This window comes from Aequorivita vitellina (assembly GCF_022008365.1).
In the GTDB taxonomy this organism is placed as follows: Bacteria; Bacteroidota; Bacteroidia; order Flavobacteriales; family Flavobacteriaceae; genus Aequorivita; species Aequorivita vitellina.
In genome coordinates, this window is record NZ_JAIRBA010000001.1 from 103,699 (window position 1) to 121,492 (window position 17,794).

The 17,794-nt window shown below is 36.7% G+C and carries 16 protein-coding genes; 10 read left to right on the plus strand and 6 right to left on the minus strand.

The features are described 5' to 3' along the window. Positions 1-2 precede the first annotated feature (2 nt). Complete coding sequence (gene lepA / locus K8089_RS00485) at positions 3-1,799, plus strand: translation elongation factor 4 (RefSeq protein ID WP_237601298.1); 1,797 nt, start codon at positions 3-5, stop codon at positions 1,797-1,799. Between the two features lie 79 nt (positions 1,800-1,878). Here the strand turns inward: lepA and K8089_RS00490 are convergent, their stop codons facing one another. Further along, entirely contained in the window at positions 1,879-2,106 is a 228-nt protein-coding gene (locus K8089_RS00490) for a hypothetical protein (RefSeq protein WP_237601299.1), read from the minus strand. A gap of 44 nt (positions 2,107-2,150) precedes the next feature. Next, positions 2,151-4,013 carry a cation:proton antiporter gene (locus tag K8089_RS00495; RefSeq protein ID WP_237601300.1) on the minus strand — a complete coding sequence of 621 codons (1,863 nt, stop codon included), beginning with the start codon at positions 4,011-4,013 and terminating at the stop codon, positions 2,151-2,153. 136 nt (positions 4,014-4,149) lie between these two features. Between K8089_RS00495 and K8089_RS00500 the strand changes: the two genes are divergently transcribed. The 8 genes from K8089_RS00500 to K8089_RS00535 all read left to right on the plus strand — a co-directional run bounded on the left by K8089_RS00500 (position 4,150) and on the right by K8089_RS00535 (position 12,749). After that, a complete protein-coding gene (locus K8089_RS00500; protein ID WP_237601301.1) occupies positions 4,150-5,010 on the plus strand; it encodes an MBL fold metallo-hydrolase in 861 nt (286 codons plus the stop codon). Positions 5,011-5,025: 15 nt separating this feature from the next. Continuing rightward, positions 5,026-6,693, plus strand: coding sequence for a S8 family peptidase (locus tag K8089_RS00505; RefSeq protein ID WP_237601302.1), 1,668 nt, complete (start codon positions 5,026-5,028; stop codon positions 6,691-6,693). Continuing rightward, positions 6,693-8,528, plus strand: a complete 1,836-nt coding sequence (locus K8089_RS00510) for a M1 family metallopeptidase (protein WP_237601303.1) — start codon at positions 6,693-6,695, stop codon at positions 8,526-8,528. The genes K8089_RS00505 and K8089_RS00510 overlap by 1 nt, the downstream gene beginning before the upstream one ends. A gap of 76 nt (positions 8,529-8,604) precedes the next feature. Next, complete coding sequence (gene rnpA / locus K8089_RS00515; protein ID WP_237601304.1) at positions 8,605-8,970, plus strand: ribonuclease P protein component; 366 nt, start codon at positions 8,605-8,607, stop codon at positions 8,968-8,970. Further along, complete coding sequence (locus tag K8089_RS00520) at positions 8,957-9,772, plus strand: DUF4349 domain-containing protein (protein WP_237601305.1); 816 nt, start codon at positions 8,957-8,959, stop codon at positions 9,770-9,772. Before rnpA ends, K8089_RS00520 begins: the two co-directional genes overlap by 14 nt. Positions 9,773-9,856: 84 nt before the next feature. Next, positions 9,857-11,479 carry a S41 family peptidase gene (locus tag K8089_RS00525; protein ID WP_237601306.1) on the plus strand — a complete coding sequence of 541 codons (1,623 nt, stop codon included), beginning with the start codon at positions 9,857-9,859 and terminating at the stop codon, positions 11,477-11,479. A 7-nt stretch (positions 11,480-11,486) separates the two neighbouring features. Then, positions 11,487-12,305: a sterol desaturase family protein gene (locus K8089_RS00530; protein WP_237601307.1), complete on the plus strand. Its 819-nt coding sequence runs from the start codon at positions 11,487-11,489 to the stop codon at positions 12,303-12,305. A 72-nt stretch (positions 12,306-12,377) separates the two neighbouring features. After that, entirely contained in the window at positions 12,378-12,749 is a 372-nt protein-coding gene (locus K8089_RS00535; protein ID WP_237601308.1) for a hypothetical protein, read from the plus strand. On the opposite strand, the gene K8089_RS00540 is transcribed toward K8089_RS00535, so the two are convergent. From K8089_RS00540 to K8089_RS00555, 4 genes are all read right to left on the minus strand, one after another. Beyond that, positions 12,739-13,179 carry a GNAT family N-acetyltransferase gene (locus K8089_RS00540; RefSeq protein WP_237601309.1) on the minus strand — a complete coding sequence of 147 codons (441 nt, stop codon included), beginning with the start codon at positions 13,177-13,179 and terminating at the stop codon, positions 12,739-12,741. The two genes, K8089_RS00535 and K8089_RS00540, sit on opposite strands and share 11 nt — an antisense overlap. Positions 13,180-13,196: 17 nt before the next feature. Continuing rightward, positions 13,197-14,114, minus strand: a complete 918-nt coding sequence (locus K8089_RS00545; protein WP_237601310.1) for a cation diffusion facilitator family transporter — start codon at positions 14,112-14,114, stop codon at positions 13,197-13,199. A 9-nt stretch (positions 14,115-14,123) separates the two neighbouring features. Next, complete coding sequence (locus tag K8089_RS00550) at positions 14,124-14,555, minus strand: RpiB/LacA/LacB family sugar-phosphate isomerase (RefSeq protein WP_237601311.1); 432 nt, start codon at positions 14,553-14,555, stop codon at positions 14,124-14,126. Between the two features lie 616 nt (positions 14,556-15,171). After that, positions 15,172-15,411 (minus strand): DUF2007 domain-containing protein, encoded by a 240-nt coding sequence (locus K8089_RS00555; protein WP_237601312.1) that lies wholly within the window; start codon positions 15,409-15,411, stop codon positions 15,172-15,174. Positions 15,412-15,580: 169 nt separating this feature from the next. Here K8089_RS00555 and rnr point away from each other — a divergent pair, with 169 nt between their 5' ends. Next, complete coding sequence (rnr, locus tag K8089_RS00560) at positions 15,581-17,788, plus strand: ribonuclease R (RefSeq protein WP_237601313.1); 2,208 nt, start codon at positions 15,581-15,583, stop codon at positions 17,786-17,788. Positions 17,789-17,794 lie beyond the last annotated feature (6 nt).

The window sequence follows — 17,794 nt, forward strand, 5'->3', positions numbered from 1 at the left end:
TTATGAAGAACATTCGCAATTTTTGTATTATTGCCCACATAGACCACGGAAAAAGCACCTTGGCAGATCGACTTTTGGACGCCACTGGCGCGGTAACCGATCGCGAAAAACAGGCCCAATTACTAGACAGTATGGACTTGGAACGCGAGCGCGGAATTACCATTAAAAGTCATGCCATCCAAATGGATTATGTTTATAAAGGCGAAAAATACACGCTAAACTTAATCGACACTCCGGGCCACGTAGATTTTTCGTACGAAGTTTCACGCTCTATTGCGGCTTGCGAAGGCGCACTGCTTATTGTTGATGCCGCACAAAGCATACAAGCACAGACAATTTCTAACCTGTATTTGGCTTTGGAAAATGATTTGGAGATAATTCCCGTTTTGAATAAAGTGGACTTACCGTCGGCAAATGTAGAAGAAGTGACCGATGATATTGTGGATCTTTTAGGCTGTAATGCTGATGAAGTAATACCTGCAAGTGCCAAAACAGGTTTGGGAATCGAAGCCATTTTAAGTGCCATTATTGAACGTATTCCACCGCCAAAAGGCAATCCAGACGAGTCTTTACAAGCCTTGATTTTCGATTCAGTTTACAATCCATTTCGGGGCGTGGAAACATATTTTAGAGTGCTTAATGGCGAAATAAGAAAAGGGCAGCACATTAAATTTATGGCTACCGGAAAAAGTTATTTCGCAGATGAAGTGGGAACTTTAAAATTGAAACAATTTCCAAGAGAAGTAATTAAAACGGGCGATGTAGGTTATTTAATTACTGGAATAAAAGAAGCTAAGGAAGTAAAAGTAGGAGATACTATTACAGATTCTAAAAATCCCACTGTAAATATGATTGAAGGTTTTGAAGATGTAAAACCAATGGTATTTGCAGGAATTTACCCCGTTGATACGGAAGATTATGAAGAGTTACGCAACTCCATGGAGAAGTTACAGCTTAACGATGCTTCGTTGGTTTTTATACCTGAAAGTTCTGCTGCACTTGGTTTCGGTTTCCGTTGTGGTTTTTTAGGAATGCTTCACCTAGAAATTATTCAAGAGAGATTGGAGCGGGAGTTTGACATGACGGTAATAACCACCGTTCCCAACGTGTCATACCACGCATATACCAACAAAAATCCCGATACTATAGTTTTGGTAAATAACCCTTCAGATTTGCCAGAACCTTCATCTTTAAACCGAGTTGAAGAACCTTATATTAAGGCTACAATTATCACAAAATCAGATTTTGTTGGTTCGGTTATGTCGCTTTGTATTGAAAAAAGAGGCGAGATTACCAACCAAACTTATTTAACCACCGAAAGAGTTGAGCTAACTTTTGATATGCCTTTGGCAGAAATTGTTTTCGATTTTTATGACAGATTAAAAACCGTTTCAAAAGGATATGCATCTTTTGATTATTCACCAATTGGTATGCGGGTTTCGCATCTGGTAAAGGTAGATGTTTTACTAAACGGAAACGTTGTAGATGCACTTTCGGCCTTACTTCACCGCGATAATGCTTATGACATTGGGAAAAAAATATGTGAAAAATTGCGGCAGCTTATCCCAAGACAACAGTTCGATATTCCAATTCAAGCCGCAATTGGCGCTAAGATTATTGCTCGTGAAACTGTAAAAGCCTTGCGAAAAGATGTTACCGCAAAATGTTATGGTGGTGATATTTCGCGAAAGCGTAAACTTTTAGAAAAGCAGAAGAAAGGTAAAAAACGTATGCGCCAAGTAGGTAACGTAGAAATTCCTCAGGAAGCGTTTATGGCGGTGCTTAAATTGAACGATTAATTAAAAAAGCCCTGAAATTCAGGGTTTTTTTATTACTATATTTCGATTTCGGTGAACTTAATTTTACGCTCTATTGGTTTTATTGCCCACAAGTAGCGCCCGCAGCTACAAGCCCTTGAATATAGACATCATAAGCTGTTCCGGTATCTTGACCATTAACAGCTGCATTGCCATTACTTTTCTCGCACACTTGAAAATCTGCAGTTTGTGGCGATGCGCAGGTGGTGCAACTACCACCCTCATCTTTCTTGCAAGATATTACCGATAAACCTGTAATAATAGCTACAATTAAAAAAGTGTGTTTCATCGAATAGTGGTTTTTATGAAAACGTTTTAACTGTAATTTTATTTTTAACTCTTTCCTTCATTTTCAGTTCTGGTGGCGTTTACAACATCTTCAAAATCCATTGGTTTTCCCAAATAGACCAGACTGCTGCCTGTTTCAACTTCAAGTTCAGATGGCGCATTTAAAAGATCTAAAAAACCGTTATCATGTTTCAGGAATAGTGGAATTGCATCTGGGTTTTCACTTATAATATTGAGTACGCGTAAAAATTGATTGTGATTTTCAACCGGAATTTCCTGTATTGATGGAAAGTCTTGTGCAACCTGTGTAAAACGAGTGTAATCGTGGGTGTACGAAAATAGCTCTTTGGCAGCGATATTTTGTCTCTGTTTCATTTCTTCAGAAGTCATTAATCTAAAGGTTCCATTTTCACCAAAATACTGCCCAAAACGGTTAATGGCTTGTTTATTAATTTCATCACTACCCGTCATTGCCAATAAATATCCCACATCATTCAATTCAATATTATCTGTAAGATCATCGGCATAAATGTTTGCGGTAAATGCTTCTAAGCCCAACTCTTTCGCCCTATTTATATTTAATTGATTTGAATCTATAAGTACAACGTGACGATTGTTTTTATGTAAATATGTAGCAATTAATCGCGATACTTTTGAAGCACCAACCATCAATATACCTTCAGATTTTTTCAAAAATACGCCCATCCAACTTGCCATTATTCTTGCAGTTGTTGCATTGATTATAACCGTTATTAATACAACGGCAAAAACCAATGGTGTAATATATTCTGCTCCCACAACTCCTTTCATAACAAGTTGGGTTCCAAAGAGCGATGAAATACCAGCCGCAACAATCCCACGAGGCCCTACCCAACTAATAAATAACTTTTCGTTGGTTTTTAGAGAGGAGCCAACGGTGCTGGCAAATACCGACATGGGCCGTAAAATAAATATTATAATGGCCAGTAAAATGGCCGTTTTATAATTGAAGACTAGTAAAAGATCGTCAACACTTATATTGGCAGCTAGCAAAATAAAAAGAATTGAAACCAATAAAACACTCAAAGATTCCTTAAAGTAAAGTAGTTCTTTTAGGCTTGGCAAATCACTATTTCCTAAAAACATACCCATCACCACAACGGCCAATAAGCCAGATTCGTGCGCAAGCAAATCGCTGGCAACAAAAACGGCCATAACAAGAGATAAGGAAACCACATTAGATAAATAATGCGGCACAAGCTTCTTCTTTATTGAAATGTAAAGTGCATATCCTGCCGAGACGCCAAAGGTCATTCCAATTAAAACAATTTTTCCGAAATCTAACAACGCTTGTTTGGTGTAGCCCGAGTCGCCTTCAACGCTAATAAATTCATATACCAAAACAGCAACCAACGCACCAATGGGATCAATTAAAATACCTTCCCATCTAAGTACTGCGGCCACATCTTTTTTAAGTGGAATGTTTCGTAAAATTGGAGTAATTACGGTTGGACCTGTTACAATAATCAATGCCGAAAAAAGAAACGATATACGCCAATTAAGTCCGAATACGTAATGTGCAGCTACCCCAGCACCAATAAAAGTGATAGCGGCACCTATGCTAATTAACTTGCCAATTGCGGAACCAACTTTAGAAATTTCTTCCCTTTTAAGTGTTAGACCTCCTTCAAAAAGAATGATACCTACCGCTAATGAAACAAAATAGAAAAGATTTTCGCCCGGGAAAAGTCCTTTTTCCCCGTTCCAAATTGGTTGAAGCCATTGGGTTCCATCTTCAGACAGAAAGGTGGATAAAGGGCCAACCAATAGCCCAATCAAAATTAAAGGTAAAATAGCGGGTATCTTAAACTTCCACGCGACCCATTGGGCCAATATTCCTAGAATTATAATTCCTGCAAGTTCTACCATTCAGTTGGGTGTTTTGGCAAAATAAAACTTTTCGCTTCCACGAAAAAATTTTAATTTGTTAAAAATAGTATAATTAATTTATACTTCAGTCTTGGTCTGTAACGCTTTTGCTAATTTGCGACTCATTCTTCAGATTATGCAATTATTTCCTATTGAATCCGGCAATTTTAAATTAGATGGTGGTGCCATGTTTGGCGTTGTACCAAAAACGCTTTGGACCAGAACCAATCCAGCAGATGCAAATAATATGATAGACATTGCCGCGCGCTGTCTTCTTATTGAAAATGACAATCGGTTAACCCTGATAGATACTGGGATGGGCAACAAACAAAGTGATAAATTCTTTGGTTATTATTACCGATGGGGAAATTTTAACCTTGACGATTCCTTGAAAAAACACGGCTTTCATCCCGATGATATTACAGATGTGTTTATGACGCATCTTCACTTTGATCATTGTGGCGGCAGTGTGCAATGGAATAAAGATCGCACCGGTTATGAGCCTGCTTTTAAAAACGCAACCTATTGGAGCAATAAAGATCATTGGCAATGGGCAACAAAACCAAACCGCAGGGAACAAGCTTCCTTTTTAAAAGAAAATATTATGCCTATGCAGGAAAGCGGACAATTAAAATTTGTGGCGCAACCCAATTCAGATTTTGCAGAGGCTAACGAACTTGACTTCGGAATTCTATTTGTGGATGGCCATACCGATAAACAAATGATTCCGCATATAAATTATAAAGGTAAAACTTTGGTATTTATGGCAGATTTACTGCCTACCGCGGGCCATTTACCGCTTCCTTTTGTAATGGGATACGATACGCGTCCGCTACTCACACTACCCGAAAAAGAAAAATTTCTGAACAAAGCAGCAGAAAATAATTTCTATCTTTTTCTTGAACACGATGCTCACAACCCAATAATAACCGTGAAAAATACTGATAAAGGTGTTCGTTTAAACGAAACATTATCACTCAACGATTTTTTTAATTAACTCTTTATTTTAGAAATGAAAATATTTAGAACCTCCCTTTTTGCAATTGCAATTTCAGCCTTTATGGCAAGTTGTGGCAGTGGCGCGGCAATCGTTGCTACCCCAATTGAAAACATTGATGCCAATCCATTAAAAGTTGTTCCGCTAACAGATGCACAACTAAAAAATTGGCCGGCGATGGATTTGGTGAAAGATACCGTACCAGGAATGAGCGTGAATAAAGCATACAGCGATATAATTAAAAAACGCAAAGGCACAACAGTAATTGTTGGCGTAATTGACAGCGGTGTAGATATTGACCACGAAGACCTTAAAAATGTACTTTGGACCAATCCAGGCGAAATTCCCGGAAATGGCATAGACGACGACAACAACGGTTATATAGACGATGTTCACGGCTGGAATTTTATTGGCGATATTATTGGTGAAAACATGGAATATGTGCGAATCATCAGAAAATTTAAACCAAAATTTGAAGGCAAAAGTGAATCTTCAATTAGCGCTGCAGACCGCAAAGATTTTGCACTCTATCAAAAAGCAAAGGCCGAATATGAAAAAGAATATTCAGAAATTGCAACCAACAAAGAACGCTACGAACAAATTGTGTCGCAATTAATGCCTACACACCAAGCTATGGTTAGAAAACTTGGGAAAGAAGATTACACTAAAGAAGATTTAGCAGGTATAAAAAACCCTTCGCCACAAGAGCAGCACCAAATAGCAATGCTAGACCAAATGTTGAATTTTGCCGATTCGGTTCCCGAAGTTTTAAAGGAACTTGAAGGTGGAATTGAATATTTCAACGGAAGGCTTGAAGATAATTTTAATATGACCAAAGATTTCCGTGGTGTTTTGGGCGATAATCCAGATGATATTACCGATACTAATTATGGAGATAATAATGTGGCTGGTCCAGACCCAACAAAAGAAAACGTAAAACACGGAACCCACGTGGCAGGTATAATCGCAGCGCAACGCAACAATGGCATTGGAATGGACGGCGTTGCAAACAATGTGCAAATTATGGCCGTACGTGCTGTGCCAGATGGCGATGAGTACGATAAAGATATTGCACTGGCAATTCGTTATGCGGTAGATAATGGCGCAAAAGTGTTAAACACCAGCTTCGGAAAATACTATTCTCCCCACGCAGACTGGGTTTATGACGCTATAAAATACGCAGCTTCAAAAGATGTTTTAATTGTAAATGCAGCCGGAAATGACGGTCTTGATTTAGACACGGTAAATGTTTATCCAAATGACCAATTTGATAATCAACCGGAAATTGCCGATAGTTTTTTAACAGTTGGAGCACTTAACTTTAAATACGGCAGCGAAATGGTTGCAAACTTTTCAAATTACGGAAAAACCAATGTTGATGTATTTGCTCCTGGTGTTAAAATTTGGGCCACTACTCCATTAAACACCTACGAATTTTTACAAGGAACATCAATGGCAGCTCCCGAAGTTGCTGGGGTTGCTGCAATGATTCGTTCGTATTACCCAAACCTTTCAGCAAAACAAGTAAAGCAAATTTTGATGGATAGCGGGCTTTCAGTTAATACCAATGTTATTCTGGGTGGGGAAGTTTCAAATACAGCACCTTTCTCAAGTATCTCGAAATCTGGTAAAATGGTAAATATGTATAACGCCTTAATTATGGCAGATAAAATGTCTAAATAATGAAGCAGTTTTTAAGTGGAATTTTTTTAATAACAACACTCTTTTCGGGTTTTGCACAAAACAGTACATGTTATTGGCAGCAGGAAGTTGATTATAAAATGAACGTTCAAATGGACGTGAAAAACTTTCAATATAAAGGAACACAGGAACTGAAATACACAAACAATTCGCCCGATACTTTAAACAAGGTTTTTTATCATTTGTATTTTAACGCGTTTCAACCCGGAAGCGAAATGGACGTGCGATCACGAACAATTGCCGATCCTGACAGCCGCGTAACCGATAGAATTTCGAAACTCACTCCCGACGAAATTGGGTACATTAAACCCACCTTGCTTACACAAAACGGCATTGCCGCAACATACACTATAAAAGGTACAGTGATGCAGGTTATGCTGAACGAACCAATTTTACCTGGCGAAAGCACCGTTTTTAACATGGAATGGAACGCACAAGTGCCATTGCAAGTTCGCCGTTCGGGTAGAGATAGTTCAGAAGGTGTTGCGCTTACAATGACCCAATGGTACCCAAAGCTAGCTGAATACGATTTTGAAGGATGGCACGCCGATCCTTACATTGGTCGTGAATTTCACGGAGTTTGGGGCGATTTTGATGTAACCATAACTATTGATGCAGAATACACAATTGGCGGAACGGGTTATCTTCAAAATCCGGCGGAAGTTGGTCACGGCTACACAGAGCCGGGTCAAAAATGGATGAAGCCGAAAAAAGGTAAATACACCTGGCACTTTTTAGCGCCAGATGTACACGATTTTGCTTGGGCTGCAGATAACGAATACGTACACGATACCTACCCAGGACCCAACGGCGTTACGCTTCATTTCTTCTATAAAAACAATCCTGAAATTACCGAAAACTGGAAAAACTTACAGCCAAAAACCGCAGCATTAATGGAGTTTTTTAACGAGCATATAGGAGAATATCCGTACGAACAGTACTCCGTAATTCAAGGGGGCGATGGCGGAATGGAGTACGCCATGAGCACGATGATTACTGGCCAACGCGAATTTGGAAGCTTAGTAGGGGTAACAGCACACGAGCTGGCACATTCTTGGTTTCAATTTGTTTTAGCAACAAACGAACTTAAACACGAGTGGATGGATGAAGGTTTTACATCATATATTTCAGACGAAGCAATGAATTATGTTATGCAAGAAAATAAACCAAATCCGCACGCCGGATCGTACAGAAATTATCTTTACATGGCTACCAGTGGCAATGAACAACCATTAAGTACACACGCCGATAGATACGCTAGTAACCGCGCTTATGGCGTTAATGCTTACAGCAAAGGTTCTGTGTTTTTAACGCAATTAGGCTATGTTGTGGGTCCCGAAAATCTTTCAAAAACCTTAAAGCGTTTTTATTCAGAATTTAAATTTAAACATCCAACACCAAACGATTTTATTCGCACTGCCGAAAAAGTTTCGGGTTTTGAATTGGATTGGTATTTAACAGATTGGACCCAAACCACAAACACGATTGATTACGGAATAAAAACTGTTATTAACGATGAAGAATATACAAAGGTAACTTTAGAAAGAATTGGTTTAATGCCAATGCCAATAGACCTTTACGTAACCTACGAAGACGGCACCCAAGAATTATTTTACATTCCATTGCGAATGACCTGGGGTGAAAAACCAAATCCGTTTTCAGATTTAAACCGAACCGTTTTAGAAGATTGGGCCTGGGCTTATCCCACCTATACTTTTGAAATAAAAAACGGAAAAAAAGTAAAAAATATGATGATTGATGCCACTCGCAGAATGGCAGATATTTATCCAGAAAATAATATTTGGGAGGCAGAATAATAGCTTTCAAAATACAATTTTTAGACCTCATAGTTTTTTGAAACCTGTGAGGTCTTTCTTTTTATATATTTACATTGTGAACCAAAAATTTCCAAAAACCGAAAAATTAAAAAGCGCTAAGACAATTGAAAAATTGTTTTTAGAAGGTGATGCGCATTTTAAATTTCCTATTAAATTATTTTTTCTTCCAAAACAAGACATTGAAAATAATCTTGTCGCTTTTGCTGTTCCAAAAAAAAATTTTAAATCGGCAGTAGACCGAAACCGCATTAAACGTCAACTTCGCGAAGCATACAGGCTTAACAAACACCTGCTTGAAGAAATTAGCGGCAAGAAATTTGTACTGCTTTTTCTATACTTAGGAAAAGTTAAACCGCAGTACGACCAACTTGAAAAAGCAACGGTAAAGCTGCTTAAAAAATTACGAGATGAAGATATTTAGCACTTTACTTTTATTGTTTGTTTTGGGATGTACAAATAGCGGTTCCAATAAAAATTACCTAGCAGAACCTTCAATGGCTGGGATAGAAATTGCTGAAGAAATTCCAATCACACAGCAACTTACTCCACAGACACCGCCATTGCAAGATGAGCAAAAAATAATTAAAACCGCTCGCTTGGCCTATGAAACCAAAGACGTTGATGCCACGCACAAAAAAATTCTTCAGCTGGCATCGCAATACAAAGGTTTGGTGCAAAGCGACAACAGCGGAAAAGATTACAATAGAATTTATAAAAATTTAGTCGTTCGCATTCCCACAGAAAATTTTCAATCGTTTGTTGACGGTATTTCCGAAGGAGTATCTTATTTTGATCGACGTGATATTAGCAGGCAAGATGTTTCCGAAGAATTTGTAGATCTACAAGCCCGATTAAAAGCCAAACGCACCTTAGAAGATCGTTATTTGGAATTGCTGAAAAAAGCAAACAATGTAAAGGAAATGCTAGAAATAGAACGCGAGCTTTCAAATATTCGCGAAGAAATTGAAGCAAAACAGGGCCGTTTACAATATTTGCAAACTCAAGTTTCAATGAGCACGGTTCATATAGAATTCTATAAAACCACTGCAGAAACTGGCGTTACACAGTCTTACGGACAAAAAATGAAAAACGCACTGCAAGGTGGCTGGAATGGTATTTCGGTATTTTTTATTGGCATTTTATACCTTTGGCCTTTATTTCTCGTTGCAATTACAGTTGTTATCATTCTTCGTATATTTCTGAAACGGAAAAAGAAACATTAAAAAAGTTATTTTGTTATTGGGTTGTTATGTTAGTTAAACAGCCCGCGAACAACTCAATAACCAGTAACTCATAAACATAAAAAAATGAAAAAAAGAATCTTAATTCCCATAGTGGCCGTTGGAATATTTTTCACCACGGTAAGCTTTAAAAGTGATTTTTTTGAAATTGCAAAACAAATTGAAATCTTCACCACACTTTTTAAGGAATTGAACATGAATTACGTAGATGAGGTTACTCCAGCTACGCTAATGGACAAGGCTATAAAAGGCATGCTAGACGATTTAGACCCCTATACCGTTTATTGGAACGAACAGCAGGTAGAGGACGCTAAAATCAATAATTCCGGCACGTATACGGGTATTGGCGCAATTGCGCAAAGCAGAAAAGATAAAATAATAATCGTTGAGCCTTACAAAGATTATCCAGCAGATAAAGCGGGTTTAAAAGCTGGTGACGAAATTGTAAAAATTGGCAACATAACCATAGCCGATTTGCAAGACGACGCAGGCGAATTACTAAAAGGCACGCCAGGTTCAAAAGTAGAAGTAACCTACAAACGCCAAGGAAAAACGGCAACAACTACTATTACGCGCGACGCTGTAGAAATTAAAGCCGTTCCGTTTTACAAATTGATAAATAACGATATTGGCTATATCGTGCTTTCACAATTTAATCGCAAAACAACTACAGAAACCAAAGCAGCATTGGTAGATTTAAAATCGCAGGGAGCTAAAAAAATTATTTTAGACCTCCGCGGAAACCCCGGTGGATTACTAAGTGAAGCTATTAATATTGTAAATTTATTTGTAGATAAAGGAGAAGTTATTACCACTACAAAATCGGTTATTGAAAAATACAATCAAGTTTACAAAACTAAATTCGACCCAGTAGATAAGGAAATTCCATTGGTAGTTTTAGTGAACGGAAGAAGCGCTTCTGCCAGCGAAATTGTTTCCGGTGGTTTGCAGGATTTAGACCGCGCGGTAATTGTTGGCGCGCGTAGTTTTGGAAAAGGATTGGTGCAACGTCCAAAAAAACTAACCTACGGCACACAACTTAAAGTAACTATTTCGCGCTACTACACGCCCAGCGGTCGAAGCATTCAAGCTTTAGATTATTGGCATCGCGATGAAAATGGCGATCCTGTTAGGAAGGATGCAAAAGAATACAACGCTTTTAAAACTAAAGGCGGAAGAACGGTTTATGACGGTGGGGGAATTTTACCCGATATTGAATTGAAATCGGCAGTTTACAGCCCAATAACTACAGCACTTTTAAAAGATAACGCTATTTTTGATTACGCTACAAAATACTACTACAGCCATCAATTGAGCGATTGGCAAAACTTTAAATTCACGGAAGCCGATTTTCAAGATTTTCTGAAGTTTTTAAAAGCCAACAATTTTGAATACGAAACCGAAACCGAAAAGAAGTTTGCCGAAGGTTTAAAAATTGCCGACAATGACGATTTAAGCAAAGACATTTCAGCAAGCTACAACCAGCTTATGGCGGCAATTGACAGTGCAAAAGACAAAGCCATCGTTGATAAAAAAGTTGAAGTAGAGTCTCTGTTAACCGACGAAATTTTAAAACGTTATTTCTACCGCGAAGGATTGTACAATTATCAAATTGAGCATAATCCTGAAATTTTAGAAGCTGTTTCGGTGTTGAATGATGAAGGACGATATAGTAAGATTTTGAAGTAAATTTTTTATGCACTCCTTCCTATCTTTCTTCGAAACTATGCCGGTCTGGATGAAAGCAGGTTGGGTGTTTTTTATACTTTCCATTTTCTGGATTTTAGAAGGTTATTACAAACTTGTGTTTACAAAATACAACAAATGGCGGCACGCAAAAACCAATCTAATTTTGCTCGCTTTTGTAATGTTAATAAATGTAGTTTTCGGCATTGCAACCGTCGGAATTTTTCTATGGTTACACGATTCAAATTTCGGGCTACTTCAATTAATTGAAGCGCCGGTTTGGATGGAATTACTGCTTTCAATTTTAGTTTTAGATTTAATTGCTCAGTATTTTGTCCATTATCTGCTTCATAAAATAAAGTGGATGTGGCGGTTGCATACGGTACATCATTCCGATAAAAATGTAGATGTAACTACCGGAACCCGGCATCATCCTTTCGATTTTATTATTAGGGAAACTTTCGCATTAATTGCAGTGGTTATTATGGGAATGCCGATTGCTTTCTACCTTTTTTACCGAATTTTAAGCGTGCTATTTACCTACTTTACGCACGCCAATATTTCGCTTCCGAAGCAATTAGACAAAGCTTTAAGCTATGTAATTGTTACTCCGAATATGCACAAGTTTCATCATCACTACCAAATGCCGTGGACAGATAGCAATTACGGTAATATGCTTTCTATTTGGGACCGTCTGTTTGGCACCTTTGTTTATGCCGATACTTCAAAAATAAAATATGGTTTAGACATTGTTGATCATAACAATGACGAAGATCTTCTCCAACAATTGAAGCTTCCTTTTGATAAAACAATTCAGTATAAAAAATAAATTAACAGTCGCTATAGTCGCTTAACATAAACTTAACTCACTGCTAATCAATATTATCGTAATTTAGCAGTTATGGTAAAGTTAGATAAAGAAGAAAATTCAGAGATTCTAAAGGAATCTGTGGCCTATTTAGAGAACCGAGGTTTTGAACACATTAAGGCCGATGTAGAAGGTTATGAAACCCCAAAATCCTATCTTAAAAAAGATAGCGATGTAGTAATTACGCCAGACATTGTTGCAGAACGGGCTGGAATTAAGCATTATTTTGAAATTAGTTTAAAATCTGCAAAGCCACGATTGCTTAAATCTAAATGGCAATTTTTAGATACATTAACGCGCATGCGCAATCAACGCTTTAAAATAATAACGCGCCGTGGACATTATAAATTTACCGATGAAATGCTGAAAGATCTTAATTTAGAAAAAAACCTTATTAAGCTCTAACCATTGCTATGTGCGGAATACCGTCTTCCATATAGCGGTCTCCAATGGTTTTAAAACCGTGAGACTGATAAAAAATAACTAAATATATTTGAGCCGATATCTTTATGGTATTGGCTTTATATTTTTCTTTAATGGCTTCAATAGACACTTTGGTAATTTGATGGCCGTAACCAAGTTTACGGTAGTTTTCGCGAACTAAAATCCTTCCAATTGCGGCTTCATCAAAATAATCTCCTGCTTTAAAGCATCGCGCGTAAGCCACTAAAATACCATCTTTCCAACCCATAACGTGAAGTGCGCGTTGGTCTTTACCATCAATATCTTGATAGACGCAATCTTGTTCAACTACAAAGATTTCGCTTCGTAATTGCAAAATTTCGTATAATTCTTTTCGGCTTAATTCTTCAAAATTCTTTACTTCAAATTCCATGGTTTTTTAAAATAAAATCAATCTTGAACAATGATATCTTTTGGATCATCTTTTTGATGTTCAGGTTGAATTGTTACGTGGTTTATTCCGAAGTCGTGATAAAGAATTTCTTCAACCTTTGTTAATACCACATCAAATTGTGAAAGGGTTACGTCTTCAAAAAAATCAATATGTGCTTCTAAATGTGTTTCTTCTTCATTGAGTTGCCAAATATGCATGTGATGCACATTTTTTATTTCGGGTATTTTACAAAGCGCATCGCTTATTACTACCAAATTTAAATCGTCTGGCGTAAAAAGCATGAGTACTTTAAAGGAACTTTTTAATAAACTAAAACCTACAACCAATAAGTACAAGGCTATTAAAACGGTCAAGAGGCTATCTACCCAAAACCACTGGTAATATTTCATTAACAAACCGCCAATTAATACAGCCACAGATGCACCCATGTCGGTAATTAAATGTAGATATGCAGAGCGCATGTTCATATTACTTTTAGAATCTTTATAAAGCAATAAAACACTAAACCCGTTGAATAAAATTCCCAAAATAGCCAACCAAATAACCAATCCACTTTCAATAGTTTGTGGATTAAAAAACCGGAAGGAAGCTTCGTAAATTAAATATATTGCAACTACAATTAACGTAGCAGAATTTACAAAGGCCGCCAGTATTTCGGCTCGTTTGTAACCGAAAGTTTTTTCTATTGAAGCATCTTTTTTTGAATAGATATCTGCAATGTAACTTACAATTAAAGAAAGTACATCGCTAAAATTATGTAACGCATCTGATAGTAAAGATAAACTCCCAGAAATAATACCCCCAATTGCCTGCGCAAGTGTAATACCAATATTTAAAAGAATAGAAAGTAAAAGTTTTCTACCTTTTAAATCTGGGTGCGAATGGGTATGGGAATGTGCGTGGTTATGCGACATTGTACTTGTTTATGAACAGGCTATCTTTGCTACGCGATTTAGATGGCGACCACCTTCAAATTCAGTGTTTAAAAATGTTTTCACCATTTCTACGGCCTGTGGCTTGCTGGTAAATCGGGCCGGAATACTCAAGATATTTGCATCGTTGTGTTGTCGGGCAAGTTCGGTTATTTCCTTTGTCCAGCACAATGCAGAACGTACTTTTTGGTGTTTGTTGGCAGTCATATTAGCGCCGTTTCCGCTTCCGCAGATTATAATTCCTAAATCTACATTTTGGTTTTCAACATCTGCTGCCACGGGATGTACAAAGTCTGGATAATCTACACTTGATTCGCTATCTGTTCCGTGGTTAATAACTGTGTGACCTTCTTTTTCAAGAAAAGTAACAATTTCAAATTTATATTCTGTACCTGCGTGGTCATTGCCAATGGAAATTTTCATAATTTTTTATTTTTTTCAAAGATAATGATTTCGTATTCAGAAAATTTCTTACACAAAATTTTAAGAGTAAAAAATTTATTTTTCAAGCTTCAAACCACAAACCCAGTGAAACGGTTGCAACCAGCTGATTTTAAAATATTAATAATTTCTTAACCATAAATTTATATTACAGTTAACAACATTGTTGATATTTGTTGACTGAAATGCTACAACTAAAATTGCAGATGTTATATTTATTTACAATAGGCTCAACTTTTTGAATAAACCAAAAAATAAAACACTTTTTTACAGCGTACTTATCATCATTATTTTTTTGTTTTCAAACATTATTTCGGTAAAAAGTTATAAGATTTTCGATGTGAAAAAGGGTTATCCACAGTTGTTAATTACTAAATTTATTAGTTTAGTTTCAAGTCTATTGCATCTTAAAACTATGTTAATAACCTGTAGTGAAAAGAAGATAAATTGATTTCAAAACAAAAATTCAAAAACTTATTGTACATATTAACACCCTATAATCATCACTATTTTTTATTTAATTAATTTTAAAAAAACAACTATTGTATTAATATATGTTGATAACTAAAAAAAGTGATGAAGACGATAGAAATTACCGTTAAACTATTTTCAAATTTGAAGGATGATTCAAGTTTTTAATTATTTCTTTGGCTTGTGCTATATCTTCAATATGAACTTGAAGTCTAATGCCGCCAATAGCGTTGGAGTAGAACGGAAAAACACTAACCATGGTTTCATTTTGAAAAAAGTAACGCAATTCCTCTTGATCAAACAATAGCTGGAGTATTGCATATTCTGCGGGATATTGAAAAATAGCTATGGTTTTAAAATGTTTCATTTAATTTAAGAAGTTGTTTTGTAACTGGGTTTTAAATTAATTTGAAGTAACCCAAAAATAACGAATAACTTGACCACCCAAACAACTTATACTAAGGTACTAAAAGTTTCCTAATGTAAACCCGTCATTCTACGAGAAGTAGTACTTTTACGCAATTACAAAATTATATATGCCAAAAAATAAAAGAAAAAAGAAAACAAATAAAATTGAAAATCTTTCCCAAACCATTTTAAATATTCTTCGGAAAGATCATTCTAAATCATTTAACTACAAACAAATTGCCGCAAAGCTCCAATTGGACGACCCAAGTAGCCGAAACCAAATAGTAAAAAAGTTAAAGCAACTGCAGGGCAAAGGTGCCATTCAGGAAATTGAGCGCGGGAAATATATACTTACCCCTTCGCAAAACTATTACACCGGAAAAGTAGATATAGCAGGCCGTGGCCAGGGTTTTATTATTGTTGAAGATTTAGAAGATGATATTTATGTAAGCAGTAAAAATTTAAACAAAGCGCTTCAAGGCGATATAGTAGAAGTGTATGTTTTTAAGCGAAAAAAAGGCGGGAAAACCGAAGGTGAAGTTACCAAAATTATAGAGCGGAAACGAACCGAATTTGTAGGAACTATTCAAGTACAGGAGAATTTTGCATTTGTAGAAGTTACCGATTATAAAATGTACACTGATATTTTTATTCCGAAGAATAATATAAACGGCGCAAAAAATGGTGAAAAAGTATTGGTGGCAATGGAAGATTGGCCCGAAAAGGCAGATTCGCCAACCGGAAAGGTGATAAAGGTTCTGGGCATGCCTGGTGAACACAACACCGAGATTCACGCAATTCTTGCACAATACGGTTTGCCGTATGATTTTCCGCCAGATGTTGAAGATTTTGCAAATAAAATTGATACTTCAATTAAAGATTCCGAAATAAAAAAGCGTCGCGATATGCGCGATTCTTTAACGTTTACAATAGATCCGAAAGATGCAAAAGATTTTGACGATGCACTTTCCTTTGAAAAACTAGAGAACGGAAACTACGAAATAGGAATTCATATTGCAGATGTTTCACATTATGTAACGCCCGGAAACGAACTTGATGACGAAGCTTACGAGCGCGCAACATCAGTTTATTTGGTAGATAGAGTAGTGCCAATGCTTCCAGAAATTCTTTCAAACAACGCTTGTTCCCTTCGCCCAAACGAAGAAAAATATACTTTTTCTGCAGTTTTTGAAATGAATAAAAAAGCGGAAGTTGTAAAGCAATGGTTTGGAAAAACGGTAACGTATAGCGATGCGCGTTTTGCTTATGAAGAGGCACAACATGTTATAGAAAATCCAAAAGAAGAAATTCATAAAATTCCGGCAAATATTTCAATAACAAATAAAGAATACACGGTAAAACCAGAGATAGCCGAAGCCATTTTAGAAATGGATCGTTTAGCCAAAACCTTGCGTACAAAACGTATGCGAGCTGGCGCTATATCGTTTGATAAAGTGGAAGTAAAATTTATTCTCGACGAAAAAAGTAATCCGGAAGGCGTTTATTTCAAAGAAAGTAAAGACGCAAACAAAATGATTGAAGAATTCATGCTTTTAGCAAATAGGAGCGTGGCCGAATTCATTGGAAAACAACAACCAAAAAAGACTTTTGTATATCGGGTTCATGACGAACCGGACGATGAAAAAATTGCTGCTTTAGAAAATATAATTAAACGTTTTGGTTATAAATTAAACACCAAAGACCGTCATTCTACAGCCACTTCAATGAACAAACTTTTAAAAGATGTTCAAGGTAAAAAAGAGCAAAATTTAATAGATACGCTTGCCATTCGCAGTATGAGCAAGGCAATGTACACTACGCATAATATTGGTCACTACGGTTTGGCGTTTGATTATTACACACACTTTACTTCGCCAATCCGTCGTTATCCCGATGTCATGGTTCATCGCCTTTTGCAGCATTATTTAGAAAATGGAAAATCTGCAAAAGAAGAAGAATACGAAGAAAAATGTGGTCACAGCAGCGACATGGAAAGCCTTGCCACAAATGCCGAACGCGATAGTATAAAGTATATGCAAGTAAAGTATATGCAAGACCATAAAGATCAAGAATTTTTAGGCGTAATTTCAGGAGTTACCGAATGGGGTATTTATATTGAAATTATCTCGAATAAATGCGAAGGAATGGTGAGGTTACAAGATTTACAAGACGACCGTTACGAGTTTGACCGAGACGAATATGCCGTTATAGGGCAACGCACTAATAAAGTTTACCAACTTGGCGATGAAGTTTATGTAAAAGTAAAGAATGCAGATTTGGTAAAAAAGCATCTAGATTTTACAATGATTGGTAAGCATGAAAAATTTAATAAATAAATACTA

Excerpts from the sequence above, each read along its gene's own strand:
- K8089_RS00510 (WP_237601303.1), top strand. The coding sequence starts at position 6,693 with ATGAAGCAGTTTTTAAGTGGAATTTTTTTAATAACAACACTCTTTTCG.
- K8089_RS00530 (WP_237601307.1), top strand. The coding sequence starts at position 11,487 with ATGCACTCCTTCCTATCTTTCTTCGAAACTATGCCGGTCTGGATGAAA.
- K8089_RS00490 (WP_237601299.1), bottom strand. The coding sequence starts at position 2,106 with ATGAAACACACTTTTTTAATTGTAGCTATTATTACAGGTTTATCGGTA.
- K8089_RS00495 (WP_237601300.1), bottom strand. The coding sequence starts at position 4,013 with ATGGTAGAACTTGCAGGAATTATAATTCTAGGAATATTGGCCCAATGG.
- K8089_RS00505 (WP_237601302.1), top strand. The coding sequence starts at position 5,026 with ATGAAAATATTTAGAACCTCCCTTTTTGCAATTGCAATTTCAGCCTTT.
- K8089_RS00520 (WP_237601305.1), top strand. The coding sequence starts at position 8,957 with ATGAAGATATTTAGCACTTTACTTTTATTGTTTGTTTTGGGATGTACA.
- K8089_RS00525 (WP_237601306.1), top strand. The coding sequence starts at position 9,857 with ATGAAAAAAAGAATCTTAATTCCCATAGTGGCCGTTGGAATATTTTTC.
- K8089_RS00540 (WP_237601309.1), bottom strand. The coding sequence starts at position 13,179 with ATGGAATTTGAAGTAAAGAATTTTGAAGAATTAAGCCGAAAAGAATTA.
- lepA (WP_237601298.1), top strand. The coding sequence starts at position 3 with ATGAAGAACATTCGCAATTTTTGTATTATTGCCCACATAGACCACGGA.
- K8089_RS00550 (WP_237601311.1), bottom strand. The coding sequence starts at position 14,555 with ATGAAAATTTCCATTGGCAATGACCACGCAGGTACAGAATATAAATTT.
- K8089_RS00500 (WP_237601301.1), top strand. The coding sequence starts at position 4,150 with ATGCAATTATTTCCTATTGAATCCGGCAATTTTAAATTAGATGGTGGT.
- rnr (WP_237601313.1), top strand. The coding sequence starts at position 15,581 with ATGCCAAAAAATAAAAGAAAAAAGAAAACAAATAAAATTGAAAATCTT.
- K8089_RS00555 (WP_237601312.1), bottom strand. The coding sequence starts at position 15,411 with ATGAAACATTTTAAAACCATAGCTATTTTTCAATATCCCGCAGAATAT.
- K8089_RS00535 (WP_237601308.1), top strand. The coding sequence starts at position 12,378 with ATGGTAAAGTTAGATAAAGAAGAAAATTCAGAGATTCTAAAGGAATCT.
- K8089_RS00545 (WP_237601310.1), bottom strand. The coding sequence starts at position 14,114 with ATGTCGCATAACCACGCACATTCCCATACCCATTCGCACCCAGATTTA.